At 63.8% G+C, this 13,013-nt stretch carries 15 protein-coding genes and 1 tRNA gene; 5 read left to right on the top strand and 11 right to left on the bottom strand.

All coding sequences use genetic code 11. The features are described from left to right. Positions 1-21 precede the first annotated feature (21 nt). From IL54_RS05890 to tkt, 10 genes are all read right to left on the bottom strand, one after another. Positions 22-834 carry an inositol monophosphatase family protein gene (locus IL54_RS05890; RefSeq protein ID WP_037473944.1) on the bottom strand — a complete coding sequence of 271 codons (813 nt, stop codon included), beginning with the start codon at positions 832-834 and terminating at the stop codon, positions 22-24. Positions 835-836: 2 nt separating this feature from the next. Beyond that, entirely contained in the window at positions 837-1,253 is a 417-nt protein-coding gene (locus tag IL54_RS05885) for a hypothetical protein (RefSeq protein WP_037473942.1), read from the bottom strand. Next, positions 1,253-1,816 (bottom strand): elongation factor P, encoded by a 564-nt coding sequence (efp, locus tag IL54_RS05880; protein WP_037473941.1) that lies wholly within the window; start codon positions 1,814-1,816, stop codon positions 1,253-1,255. The genes IL54_RS05885 and efp overlap by 1 nt, the downstream gene beginning before the upstream one ends. Positions 1,817-1,924: 108 nt before the next feature. Further along, a complete protein-coding gene (locus IL54_RS05875; protein WP_037473938.1) occupies positions 1,925-2,503 on the bottom strand; it encodes a M23 family metallopeptidase in 579 nt (192 codons plus the stop codon). Between the two features lie 4 nt (positions 2,504-2,507). Beyond that, positions 2,508-3,590, bottom strand: a complete 1,083-nt coding sequence (locus IL54_RS05870; RefSeq protein ID WP_037473936.1) for a L,D-transpeptidase family protein — start codon at positions 3,588-3,590, stop codon at positions 2,508-2,510. A 112-nt stretch (positions 3,591-3,702) separates the two neighbouring features. Beyond that, complete coding sequence (gene thiE / locus IL54_RS05865; RefSeq protein ID WP_037473934.1) at positions 3,703-4,410, bottom strand: thiamine phosphate synthase; 708 nt, start codon at positions 4,408-4,410, stop codon at positions 3,703-3,705. 77 nt (positions 4,411-4,487) lie between these two features. Next, a complete protein-coding gene (locus IL54_RS05860; RefSeq protein WP_037473930.1) occupies positions 4,488-5,393 on the bottom strand; it encodes a fructose bisphosphate aldolase in 906 nt (301 codons plus the stop codon). 111 nt (positions 5,394-5,504) lie between these two features. Beyond that, positions 5,505-6,707 (bottom strand): phosphoglycerate kinase, encoded by a 1,203-nt coding sequence (locus IL54_RS05855; RefSeq protein WP_037477906.1) that lies wholly within the window; start codon positions 6,705-6,707, stop codon positions 5,505-5,507. 137 nt (positions 6,708-6,844) lie between these two features. Next, on the bottom strand, positions 6,845-7,855 hold the full coding sequence (gene gap, locus IL54_RS05850; RefSeq protein WP_037473927.1) for a type I glyceraldehyde-3-phosphate dehydrogenase: 1,011 nt from the start codon (positions 7,853-7,855) through the stop codon (positions 6,845-6,847). Between the two features lie 33 nt (positions 7,856-7,888). Continuing rightward, entirely contained in the window at positions 7,889-9,856 is a 1,968-nt protein-coding gene (gene tkt / locus IL54_RS05845) for a transketolase (protein ID WP_037473925.1), read from the bottom strand. A 180-nt stretch (positions 9,857-10,036) separates the two neighbouring features. Between tkt and IL54_RS05840 the strand changes: the two genes are divergently transcribed. The 5 genes from IL54_RS05840 to aqpZ all read left to right on the top strand — a co-directional run bounded on the left by IL54_RS05840 (position 10,037) and on the right by aqpZ (position 12,777). After that, positions 10,037-10,240, top strand: coding sequence for a hypothetical protein (locus IL54_RS05840; protein WP_237748791.1), 204 nt, complete (start codon positions 10,037-10,039; stop codon positions 10,238-10,240). After that, complete coding sequence (locus IL54_RS05835; RefSeq protein WP_037473923.1) at positions 10,233-10,568, top strand: cell division protein ZapA; 336 nt, start codon at positions 10,233-10,235, stop codon at positions 10,566-10,568. Before IL54_RS05840 ends, IL54_RS05835 begins: the two co-directional genes overlap by 8 nt. Before the next feature lie 394 nt (positions 10,569-10,962). Then, positions 10,963-11,544 carry a 5-formyltetrahydrofolate cyclo-ligase gene (locus IL54_RS05830; protein WP_037473921.1) on the top strand — a complete coding sequence of 194 codons (582 nt, stop codon included), beginning with the start codon at positions 10,963-10,965 and terminating at the stop codon, positions 11,542-11,544. Further along, positions 11,541-11,783, top strand: coding sequence for a DUF2842 domain-containing protein (locus IL54_RS05825; protein ID WP_037473918.1), 243 nt, complete (start codon positions 11,541-11,543; stop codon positions 11,781-11,783). Before IL54_RS05830 ends, IL54_RS05825 begins: the two co-directional genes overlap by 4 nt. A gap of 262 nt (positions 11,784-12,045) precedes the next feature. Next, entirely contained in the window at positions 12,046-12,777 is a 732-nt protein-coding gene (aqpZ, locus tag IL54_RS05820; RefSeq protein WP_037473916.1) for an aquaporin Z, read from the top strand. Between the two features lie 82 nt (positions 12,778-12,859). On the opposite strand, the gene IL54_RS05815 is transcribed toward aqpZ, so the two are convergent. Then, positions 12,860-12,936 (bottom strand) — tRNA-Asp (locus tag IL54_RS05815). Between the last annotated feature and the right edge of the window lie 77 nt (positions 12,937-13,013).

Genomic DNA, 13,013 nt, shown 5'->3' with positions numbered 1-13,013 from the left:
AGCCCTTGGCCTAGCTGCACCTTAGCGCAGGGCGTTTGCCACCAGCTTGTGCAATTTGCTGTGGATGGCGTCATTACCCGCAATCACTTCGCGGCGCTCGATCATCTGCTCGCCACCGCGAAAATCGCTGACGAAACCGCCCGCTTCGCGCACCAGCAGCATGCCGGCTGCCACGTCCCAGGGTTGCAGGCCGCTTTCCCAGAAGCCGTCATAGCGGCCCGACGCCACATGGGCGAGATCGAGCGAGGCGGCCCCGAAACGGCGGATGCCCGCAATCGACGGCGCGACCGCGCCGAAGATACGCACCCACTGCCCCATGTCGCCATGGCCCATGAAGGGAATGCCGGTGGCTATGACGCAGTCGGCCAAGTCACGACGCGCCGAGACGCGTAGCCGCTGGTCATGGCGCCACGCGCCGCGATTCTTTTCTGCCCAATAGCTCTCGTCGGTGAAGGGCTGATAGATCAAACCGGTCGTAATCTCGCGCTTGCCGCCATAAAGCGGCTCCTCGACCGCGATCGAGATGGCGAAATGCGGGATGCCGTGCAGGAAATTGGTGGTGCCATCGAGCGGGTCGATGATCCAGCGCGGCTTGGTCGGGTCGCCCTCGATCACGCCGCCTTCTTCGAGCAGGAAGCCCCAGTCGGGCCGGGCGCGCTGCAATTCCTCGACCAGCGTTTTTTCCGCTTGCTCGTCCGCCTTCGACACGAAGTCGGCCGGTCCCTTGCGGGACACCTGAAGATGCTCGACCTCGCCGAAGTCGCGACGCAGCTTGCCGCCCGCCTTGCGCGCGGCGCGTTCCATGACGGTGAGAAGGCCTGAATGGGATGCCATTACTAACTCTCGATTGCTACTGAATGAGCCGAACACAAGCGCCATGACGCCATCGCCAAACTCAATTTTTTGCTAAAACTCGGACAACTGTAGGCACCGCCATCATTCCAAGAGGGTGTGGCACAATAGCCCATTTCCTCACCGATGCGGACCATGTCATCATGCGGCGCTAGATACCAGTCACCATCTTCCGGAAATGCCATCCATACATTTTGGGCAATGTATTTCTTGTCGATCATCCATCTTCCCTTCAACTGAATGGGAACGATAGATGCGCCATCATTTCGATACGCAATAAGATCGACACCACGATCATAGACTGGAAGATAAGCGTTGTATCCAAGGCGGATCAGCTCAGAAACAAGGAGGTTTCGATTGATAACCTCCTTCATCTGAGCCTGGAACCGCTTGTCGGTCATCAGTCCGCGCGCTTTACATATTCGCGGGCGTACACATCGACGACGATGCGGGTGCCGCTGACGATATGCGGGGGGACCATGACGCGGACGCCATTGTCGAGGATCGCGGGCTTGTAGCTGGCCGAGGCGGTCTGGCCCTTGACCACGGCGTCGGCTTCCACAACCGTCGCTTCGATGGTGTCGGGCAACTGCACCGAAATCGGCCGTTCCTCATACATTTCCAGCGTCACTTCCATGCCATCCTGCAGGAAGTCGGCGGCGTCGCCGAGTAGTTCCTTGGGCAGGTTGATCTGCTCATAGGTCTCATTGTCCATGAAGACGAGCATGTCGCCTTCGGCATAGAGATATTGGAAATCCTTGGTATCGAGCCGGATACGCTCGACGCTTTCGGCGGAGCGGAAGCGGACGTTGTTCTTGCGGCCGTCGATGAGGTTCTTCAACTCCACCTGCATATAGGCGCCGCCCTTGCCGGGCTGGGTGTGCTGAATCTTGACAGCGCGCCACAGGCCGCCCTCATATTCGATATTGTTGCCGGGACGAATGTCCACGCCGCTGATCTTCATGGGAAGAGCCTGCCTATATGTCCAAGAGTGAAAGAGCCGGCCTCGCGGGAGGCTGGGCGGCCGTTTACAGCGGGACGGCGCGAAGGGCAAGAGGGCGATCAGAGCGGATCAGGGCTTGGCCAGCAACGGATAGGGATTGATAGGGTTGCCGCCGTGCCAAGGCGTGTTCGGGCTGGCTCGGTGGATGGCGAAATGCAGGTGCGGCGCGCCTGGGTCGGCATTGCCGGTGCTGCCCACGGTCGCGATCCGCTGGCCACGCCGCACCATCTGTCCTTCGCGCAGCCCCGGCGCGTAGCGATCGAGATGCGCGTAATAATAGAGTGTGCGTCCATCGGGCGCGCGCTGATAGACGGTGCGCCCGCCCTCTTCGCTCCAATGGATTTTATCGATCCGGCCATCGGCAACAGCCAGCACCGCCCTGCCCCGCGCCGCCATAATGTCGATAGCGTCATGCGATCTTTCGCCCAAAGCGCGGGCCTGGGTGAAGGTGTCGGTCAACGCCGACGCGGGCACGCCTTCGACCGGGATCAGCAGCGCGCCCGATGCCGACTTGGCAGCAGGAGCTTTATCAGCGGGCAGCGGCGCATCGGCTGGGACGATCTGCACGCAATAGTGCGCGAAGGCGACGCACAGCACGACCGCCCCCGCGCCCCAAAGCCACCGACGCCATGGAAAGGTCGTCGGCATGGCCTTACGCCTGGAACTTCGCTTTGGTCCCCGGCTTGACCATCTGCGCCAGCCGCGCCGCATCCCAGTTGGTCAGCCGGACACAGCCATGGCTTTCGCTGCGGCCGATCGTCTGGGGTTCGGGCGTGCCGTGGATGCCATAATGATCCTTGGACAGGTCGATCCACACGACGCCGACCGGGCCGTTGGGGCCGGGTTTCAACACCGCCTTCTCATCCTTTGCCCCAGCGTCCCAGAAGAGCGCAGGGTTATAATGATAGTCGGGGTTGCGGCTGACGCCCTTGATCGTCCATTCGCCCAGCGGCAGCGGGTCATATTGCGACCCCATGGTGGCGGGGAATTGCGCGATCAGGCGATTGTCGGCGGCATATACTTTGAGCAGCCCTTCGGACTTGTCGACGACGACATGGTCGGCCTGCGGCTGGTCCTTCGCGACGCCAAGGCTGGCGAGCGTCGCGCCCCAGCCGCGTTCGTCACCCTCGATCTGCGCAACCGGCTGATTCTCGATCGCGGGCACGCGGATGGTGGTCCCGGCCCCGACCTTCGTGCCCGGCGCATTGATTGACACGAGGAACTCCGGCGTGGTGTGGAAACGCTCGGCGAGCTTTTCGAGCAAATTACGGTAGGTGAGCGCCGGAAGCCCCGCCTTTTCGTTCATCCCCTTGGGCATGTCGAAAAAAGGACCACGCGCAAAGTCGGCAGGAATGCGCACCAGCCAGGTGGTCGGCCGCGCTTCGCCTTCCAACAGCGCGATCGCAGTCTTCTGGTCATAGTCGCCCGTCACCGCCAGTTTGTTCGCTTCCTGAAACCCACGAAGGGCGGCCTTGAACGACATGCCATCCTTGCCATCCAGTACGCCGGGCGAGAAGCCCCAGCGGTCGAGCTGAACCTGCGCCTGGAATATGCGGTCGGCCTGCCAGGCATTCTGCTCCCTTACGACCTGAAAATCATAGGCTTCGTTAGCAGCAGCCGGTGCTGCGGCCGTGCCGTTGACCGGCGCGGTAGTGTTGGCCGCTGGCGCGCTGTCATTGGCGTCGGTGACGGACACATTGCACGCACTGCACAACAGCGCGGAGAGCAAAAGCATATGGCGAGGCAACAGGCGGTGGTGGTTCAAGGCAATTCTCTCCCGGACTATGGGCGAGAAACGCATGATGGCGCGGAAAGCTGCGTTGGGCGTGGATTTGGACCGACGCGGCTCAACGCGGCGGCGGGGGCTTGCTCGCCAGCACCTCGGCGAACGCGGCGACGCCCGCCTTCGGGCCTTCGGGATGATCCCATACCGCGCTGCTGACCGCCAGGAAATCCGCGCCCGCCATCACCAGCGGCCCGGCATTCTCCGCCGTCACGCCGCCGATCGCGACGCAGGGCAGTTCGAACAAAGTCGTCCACCAGCCCAGGATCGAGGGTTCGGCACGATGCTGCGTTTCCTTAGTCGTGGTCGGAAAAAATGCGCCAAAGGCGACATAGTCGGCCCCCGCCTCGCCCGCTTCCATCGCCAGGTGACGGCTGTCATGACAGGTCACACCGATCTGGACATTCGGACCAAGCTGCTTGCGTGCATCGCGCGGGTCGCCATCCTCCTGCCCCAGATGCACGCCATCCGCGCCTAACCGCTTGGCGAGGCCAATGCTGTCGTTGACGATGAAGGCAACTTCATGCTCGGCGCAGATCGCCTGCAGCGGCGGCGCGAGCGCGGCGATGGCGTGATCGTCCAGCCCCTTGAGCCGCAACTGAAATGCCGCAACCTTGCCGCCTTCCAACGCTTGCGCCAGGCGCGGCGCAAAATCCGCGTCGATCGCGGGGGGCGAGATCAGGTAAAGTTGGCAAGCGGGGCGAAAGCCCGTCTGGAACTGATCGGCAAAATGCGGATCGAGCGCCAGTTCTTCATCGGTAAAATCGGTCATGGCCGATGCCCTAACCGATCCCGCCGATCCGGGGAAGGGGTGCCGGGCAGGCGCAAAGCCCGCCCGGCCGATCCGGTTCAGGCCGTAACCGGCGTCTTGGCGACCGATGCGCCGTGGATTTCGTCGATCGCTTCGCCGAGCGCCGCGTTGAACTCATCATCGCTCATCTGGTGGCGCAGGTCGTTGAGCAGCGCGCGGCTGAAGCTGGCGATGATGCCACGATTCTTGGCCAGTTCGACGCAGGCTTCGGGACGGGCAAAGCCACCCGACAGCGCGACGACGCGCAGCACGCGGGGATGATCGACCAGCGGATCGAACAGGCCAGCCTTGGTCGGCAGCGACAATTTCAGCATCACCTGCTGGTCTTCCGGCAGCGCGTCGAGCGCCTTGACCAGTTCGTCGAGCAGGATCGCGTCGGCTTCGGCGCGTTCGGGCGACTTGATGCTCACTTCGGGCTCGATGATCGGCATCAGCCCGGCGGCCAACACCTGCTGCCCGGTTTCGAACTGCTGCTTGACGACGGCGGCGATGCCTTCGCGGTTGGCGAGGTTGACGACCGAACGCTCCTTGGTGCCGAATACGCCCAGCGCCTTGGCGCGGTGCAGCAGCACATCGAGATCGGGGTTCGGCTTCATCAACTGGACGCCATTGGCTTCGTCTTCCAGCCCCTTGTCGATCTTGATGAAGGGCACGACGCCCTTGTCGATCAACGCCTGCGGGGTCGGCTTGCCATCGACGGTCCCGTCCATGGTGCGCTCGAACAGGATCGCGCCCAGCACCTTGTCGCCGGTGAATACGGGCGAGGTGATGATGCGGCTGCGCATCGCGTGGATCAGGCCGAACATTTCCTCGTCATTGGCCCAGGCACCCTCTTCGATGCCATAGCCCTTGAGCGCCTTGGGCGTCGATCCACCGCTCTGGTCGAGCGCGGCGATGAAGCCCTCCCCGTCGGCGATCTTCTGCTTCATGGTCTGATCCAGCATCTGCACATACCTTCTTCATGATAGAGGCCCCGCCCCCTCGGCGGCACCTGGTCAATCCTGCGCCAGCGCCCCGCCCCTCTCCATGGGCGGGCGCTGGCTATCAGCCTGTCGTCAGGCCATCAGCGCCTTGACGCCGGGCAAGTCCTTGCCTTCCATCCATTCCAGGAACGCGCCGCCCGCCGTCGAAACGAACGTGAAGTCAGCCGCTGCGCCCGCATGGTTGAGCGCGGCAACGGTATCGCCGCCACCGGCGACCGACGTCAACTGGCCTTCCTTGGTCAGTGCCGCCGCCGTCCGTGCCAGCGCGACCGTGGCGGTGTCGAACGGCGCGATCTCGAACGCGCCGAGCGGGCCGTTCCATACCAATGTCCGGCAATTTTTCAGCACATCGGCGAGCGCCTCGACAGCGGCCGGGCCGACGTCGAGGATCATCTCGTCCGCCGCAACTTCATGCACGTTGCACGTCCGCACCGATGGCGGGTTGGCGGCGAATTCCTTGGCCACCACCACATCATAGGGCAGATGGATGGTGCAACCGGCCGCTTCCGCCTTGTCGAAAATGGCCTCCGCCGTGTCGGCCAGATCCTTTTCGCACAGCGACTTGCCGACATCGACTCCGCGCGCGTGCAGGAAGGTATTGGCCATGCCGCCACCGATGATCAGATGATCGACCTTGGTGACGAGATGGTTCAGCACATCGAGCTTGGTCGAGACCTTGGCCCCGCCAACGACCGCTGCAACCGGCTTGACCGGCGTGCCGAGCGCCGCCTGTAACGCATCCAGCTCGCGCTCCATCGCGCGTCCGGCAAAGGCGGGCAGCTTGTGGGCGATGCCCTCGGTCGAGGCATGGGCGCGGTGCGCGGCGGAGAAGGCGTCGTTGACATACATGTCGGCGATCGCCGCCATCGCATCGGCCAGCGCGGGGTCATTCTGTTCTTCACCCGCATGGAAACGGGTATTCTCCAGGATCGCAATGTCGCCGGGGCGCATCACCGCAATGCCATCGATCGCTGCCTGACCAGCGCAATCGGGAATGAACTGCACTTCGCGGCCCAGAACCTGGCTCAAGGGCCGGGTGATCTTCGACAGCGAAAATTCGGGGTTCTTCTGGCCCTTGGGGCGACCGAAATGGGCGAGGATCAGCACCTTCACGCCGCGATCGGCCAGTTCCAGCACGGTCGGCATCGCCGAACGCAGGCGCGTGTCGTCGCTGACCGACCCTTCGTGCATCGGCACGTTGAGGTCTTCGCGCACCAGCACGGCCTTGCCGCTGATGTCGCCCATATCGTCGAGTGTCTTGAACGGCTTGGTCATGTTGGCTTCCTGATGCATCCGTCATCCCAGCGAAAGCTGGGATCACTCTTCCTGTATCGCCGAAGAGAAGAAAAGCGGGATCCCGGCGTTCGCCGGGATGACGAAAAGGGGGCAAGTCACCCTGCCCCCTCAGTATCTTACAGGAACTTCGCCACCACGCCGCTGGTGTCGATCATGCGGTTGGAGAAGCCCCATTCATTGTCGTACCAGCTGAGCACACGGACCAGCGTGCCGTCGATGACGGCGGTTTCCAGGCTGTCGACGGTCGAGCTGCGCGGATCGCCATTATAGTCGATCGAGACCAGCGGTTCGTCGGAATAGCCCAACACGCCCTTGAGCGGCCCTGCTTCCGAAGCGGCCTTGAGCAGCGCGTTGACTTCCTCGACGCTCGTGGCGCGCTTGGCGTCGAACTTCAAATCAACCACCGACACATTCGGGGTCGGCACGCGAACCGACGAGCCGTCCAGCTTGCCCTTGAGTTCGGGCATAACCTCACCCACGGCACGGGCAGCGCCCGTGGTGGTCGGGATCATCGACAGGGCGGCGGCGCGGGCGCGGCGCATATCCTTGTGGATCTGGTCCAGCGTGTTCTGGTCGTTGGTATAGCTGTGGATCGTCGTCATGAAACCGCGCTCGATGCCGATCGCATCGTGCAGCACCTTGGCGAGCGGGGCCAGACAGTTGGTGGTGCAGCTGGCGTTCGAGATGACGATGTCGTCGGCGGTCAGCGCATCATGGTTGACGCCGAACACGATCGTCTTGTCGACGCCGGTCGCGGGCGCGGAGATGATGACGCGCTTGGCACCAGCAGTCAGGTGCGCGCTGGCCTTGCCCTTGTCGGCGAAAATGCCGGTGCATTCGAGCGCGATTTCGACGCCCTGCGCCGCGTGGGGCAGATTGGCAGGATCGCGTTCGGCGGTCACGGCAATGCGCTTGCCGTCGATGACCAGGAAGTCGCCATCGACGCTGACGTCGCCCTTCCAATTGCCATGGACTGAGTCGCGCTTGAACAGCAGCGCGTTCGCCTTGGCATCGCCCAAATCGTTGATGCTGACCAGTTCCAGGTCATGGTCGGTGCGCGAGAGGATGGCGCGCGCCACCAGGCGGCCGATACGTCCGAAACCGTTAATTGCTACCTTCGTTGCCACTGCACTAGCCTCCCTTAAGGTGTTGATTGTCGATTAATTGTCGAGCGCGGCCACGATCTGCGGCGCGATCTTCACGGCGGTCAGGCCGAAATGGTCGTACAGCGCTTCGGCCGGCGCGGACGCGCCGAAGCTGTCGATGCCAAAGCGCAGCCCACCAATACCGGTATGCCGTTCCCAGCCGAAGGTCGTCCCCGCCTCGATCGACACGCGCAGCACATCATAGGGCAGCACCTCATCCTTGTAGGATTGCGGCTGCGCCTCGAAATGCGCCCAGCTCGGCATCGACACGACGTCGGCGCCGATGCCCTGCTCTTCCAGCAGCTTGGCGGTGTCGACCGCGATCTCGACTTCCGACCCCGTGGCCATGATGACCACGCGGCGATCGCCGGTCGCGGCGCGCAGGCGATAGGCACCCTTGGCGCACAGATTCTCGCTCTTTTCGGTGCGCAACTGCGGCAGGTTCTGGCGGGTCAGCGCCAGCACCGATGGGCCGGTCGCGTCCTTGAGCGCCAGTTCCCAGCATTCCGCCGTCTCGACGATGTCGGCCGGGCGATAGACGTCCAGGTTGGGGATCATGCGCAGCGACATGACATGCTCGATCGGCTGATGGGTCGGACCATCTTCGCCAAGGCCGATGCTGTCATGGGTCAGCACATGAATGACGCGCTGCTGCTGCAACGCGGCGAGGCGGATGCCACCGCGCATATAGTCGGAAAAGACCAGGAAGGTGCCGCCATAAGGGATCACGCCGCCATGCAGCGCCATGCCGTTCATCGCGCAGGCCATGCCGAATTCGCGGATGCCATAATAGACATAGCGACCCGCATAATCATCCCTGGTCAGCGGGCCGGTCGACTTGGTCTTGGTATTGTTCGAGCCGGTCAGGTCGGCCGAACCGCCGAGCGTTTCGGGCAACAGGTCGTTGATCGCGCCCAGCGCCAGTTCGCTGGCCTTGCGGGTCGCGACCTTCTGCGGCGCGGCGATCAGGCTATCGATATAAGCCTCAAGCGAAAAATCGGCAGGCAGGTCGCCACCCATGCGACGCGCAAATTCGCCGCCCTTCTCGTCACTTGCGAGGCGGGCTTCCCATGCGGTGCGCACCTCGCCGCCCTTGGCGCCGATCGCCTTCCAGGCCGCGGCAATGTCTTCGGGGATCACGAACGGCTCGGCGGTCCAGCCCAAAAATTCGCGCGCGGCCGCGACTTCGTCCGTGCCCAGCGCGGAGCCATGCACGCCCGACGTGCCCGCCTTGTTGGGCGAACCATAGCCGATCTTGGTCGCACAGGCGACGAGCGAGGGACGCGGATCGGCAATCGCTTCGGCCAGCGCGCGGCGCACATCGGCAACGTCATGACCATCGCACGACACGACATGCCAGCCAGTGGCGGCATAGCGCGCGCGCACATCTTCGCTGCTCGACAGATCGACCGCGCCGTCGATCGTGATCTTATTATCATCCCACAACACGATCAGGCGGCCAAGGTTGAGGTGGCCGGCGAGGCCGATCGCCTCATGGTTGATGCCTTCCATCAGGCAGCCGTCGCCCGCAATCACCCAGGTCCGGTGATCGACCAGATCGTCGCCGAACTGCGCGTTCAGATGGCGTTCAGCAATCGCCATGCCGACGGCGGTGGCAAGGCCCGAACCCAGGGGACCGGTGGTCGCTTCCACGCCCGCCAGCTCGAAATTCTCAGGATGCCCGGCGCAGGGGCTATGCAACTGGCGGAAATTGGCGATGTCTTCGATCGTCGGCCGCGCATAGCCGGTCAGGTGCAGCAGACTGTAGATCAGCATCGAGCCATGGCCGGCGGACAGGACGAAACGGTCGCGGTCGGCCCATTTGGGCTGGGTGGGGTCGAACTTCAGATAATCGCTGAACAACACCGTCGCGACATCGGCCATACCCATCGGCATCCCCGGATGACCGCTATTGGCGGCCTGCACCGCGTCCATGGAAAGCGCGCGAATGGCGTTGGCGAGCGACTTATCAGTGACGGTCATTATGGGCGGGCGTCTTTCCTGAACGAATAGGGCGGATCGTTTGCGGGCGGGCGAACGAGTCGAGATCGCGCTTCCTTTGTCGCGTCAAGCCCCATGCGTCAACCATAGCGGGGCGCAATGCCCGTCGCTTAGGCCCAAAGACCGCTTTTGTAGGCGCGCGAATCGGGCTATGCTTGGGCCATGGCAAGCGAGCGCATGATGCTGGCGATCGGCACGCTGGAGCGGGCGATCGGTCGGCTGGAACAGGATGTGACCCATTTCGTCGCGGCCATCCCGCCCCCTGCGCCGCCGGACGCTCTGCAAATAGACCTGCCCGCCGCCCGCGAAGCCCTGCGTTCGCTCGATCAGTTGATCGATGACCTGAAGGCCAAGGCCCATGGCTGAAACCACGCTGCACATTGCCGGACGGCACTATGACATACGCTGCCGCGATGGCGAGGAAGCGCATCTGGCGCAGCTCGCGGCGATGATCGATGGCAAGGCCCGCGCCGCGCAGCAGGGCATGCCGGGCATGACCGAAGTGCGCAATTTGCTGTTCGCCGCGCTCTTCCTGGCCGACGAGGTGACCGACCTGCGTCGCGAGGTCGCCGGGCGGCAGGAGAGACTGGCGCTGGAAACGCAGGATGACGATGCGGCGCACGCGGTCGAGGCGCTGGCGGCACGGATAGAAAAGCTGCGCGAGAGACTTGCCGCGCCCGCTCCGCACGCCTAGATTGGGGATGACGGGTACTGCCTGGTACGAGCTTTAGCGAACATCCCTGAGGCGATAAGCACATCCTAGGGGGCTGTCCCTGGGCGGGTTCCGGCCCGATCTACATGGTCCCCACCTGACGTTGAGGCGTCAGAGGATCTTCCAGCACACGGCCAAGGTGGTCCCGTCACCCCTGCCAAATGCGCTTAATGATTTGGTGATGATGCCCCTGACCTATTCGATACACGCCCATCCTCCCCTGGAAGGGGAGGTGGCAGGGCGAAGCCCTGACGGAGGGGTGTCACCCTATCGAGGGGGTGACACCCCTCCGGCTGGCCTACGGCCATCCACCTCCCCCACAGGGGGAGGATTGTTTGACGCAGGGGAACACCGCAATGACCAGGCAGACATTTGAGTGAATAGCGACAGCGCCGACAAAGCCGACCTGCGCGCCCTCGCCCGCGATCAGCGGCGCGCCTTCGTCGCCACGCTTGATCCGCTCGCCCATCGACTGGCGTTCAAGGTGCTGCCTTCCCCGCTCGCCCGGCGTCTGGCCGATGCCCGCACCGTCGCCCTCTATATGGGGCTGGACGATGAAGCCCCGGCGCAGCGCCTTGCGGCCCCGGTGATTGCCATGGGCAAGCGGGTGGCGCTGCCGCGCGTGCTGGACCGGCTGGGATCGATGGATTTCCTGCCCTGGACGCCGGATGCCCCGCTCATCCCCGGCCCCTTCCGCACCAGCCATCCAGAACCGGGCGATGGTCCCGTGACGCCCGACGCGATCATCGCGCCGCTGGTGGGGTTCGACCGCGCGCTCAACCGGCTGGGCCAGGGCGGCGGCTATTATGATCGCGCCTTCGCCCGCTATCCCGACGCGCTGCGCATCGGCCTTGCCTGGTCGGCGCAGGAACTGGACGATGTGCCCGCCGACCCATGGGACTTGCCGCTCGACATCATCCTGACCGAAGCGGAACTGATCGAAGGACCGGACGCATGAGCATCGACCCGCGCCATTATCACCAGCCCAGTTGGCGCAAGCCCGTGGGGATGCTGGCGATCGTCGGCCTGATCACGCTGTGGGCGGTGATGGTGGGCAGCCTGTCGGGCCAGATCGGCCTGCTGCCGATGTGGGTGCAGGTGCCCATCTATCTGGCGCTCGGTATCATATGGATCTGGGTCTTGCCACTGCGGCGCCTGCTCGCCTGGATGGAAACCGGCCGCTGGCGTCGCGGATAAGCGGTGACAGGACGTTTATTTGCCGTTATCCCCTAACCGTTGAGTAACCGTAACGGACGGCCCTGAAAGCGGGGCTGCGAACGGCTGCCGACGACGGGAGGCGAGCCATGTCCATGTGCCGGCCATCAGCCCTGCAAGCGCGCGCCGAGCGTTGCACGCCCACGCCCCTGTCGAACCCTTTCCTGACGTTGCCGGGCGGTGCCACCCCGCCAAGGCGCGGTTGCAGGCCGGTGGCGGATGCACATGCTGACAGGAGGATGCGATGGTTCCCTTGAGCAAACGGCTCTTCGCCGAAACATTCGGCACATTCTGGCTCGTCTTCGGCGGATGCGGCAGCGCCGTGCTGGCTGCGGGCTTTCCCGACGTCGGGATCGGCCTGCTGGGCGTTAGCCTGGCCTTTGGCCTGACCGTCCTGACCATGGCCTATTCGGTCGGTCATATTTCGGGCTGTCATCTCAATCCGGCAGTGACGGTCGGGCTGTGGGCGGGCGGGCGCCTTCCCGTGCGCGACATCGCGCCCTATATCGTCGCGCAACTGGTCGGCGCGGTGATCGCTGCGGCGGTGCTGCTCTATATTGCGAGCGGCCAGCCGGGTTATGCCCTGACCGGCACCGGCTTGGCGGTGAATGGCTATGATGCCCAATCGCCCGGTGGCTATGCGCTGTCGGCCGGGTTGCTGATCGAAATCCTGCTGACCTTCGGCTTCCTTATGGTCATCCTGGGATCGACCGACAGCCGTGCGCCTGCGGGATTTGCGCCGATCGCGATCGGGCTGGCGCTGACCCTCATCCACCTGATCAGCATTCCAGTGACCAACACATCGGTCAATCCGGCGCGCAGCACGGGTCCGGCGCTACTGGTCGGCGGGCTGGCGGTGCAGCAATTATGGCTGTTCTGGCTGGCACCGATGATCGGCGCGCTGGTTGCAGGCGTCACCTATCGCTGGCTCGCTCAATCCCCGCTGGCCCCTGACATTGTGGGCGATAATCTGTAGATTTAGAGAAAAGGGTCGGTGCCTTGTGCGTCGGCCCGATTCTCTGCGCGGTCTGCGCCACTTCCTGCATCCAGCAGGTAAGTGGCGCGAGTGACGGGGCTCGAACCCGCGACCTCCGGCGTGACAGGCCGGCACTCTAACCAACTGAGCTACACCCGCGCAGGGTGACATCTATTTCCACACCAAGTTCGCCAGACGATGCTGATCCGGGAACCTTTCCACCTTCCGGTCAAGGA

Origin of the sequence: Sphingobium sp. ba1 (assembly GCF_000743655.1) — a bacterium.
Taxonomy (GTDB): domain Bacteria; phylum Pseudomonadota; class Alphaproteobacteria; order Sphingomonadales; family Sphingomonadaceae; genus Sphingobium.
The sequence above is the reverse complement of the archived record's forward strand: the minus strand, read 5'-3'. Positions and strand labels throughout refer to the sequence as shown.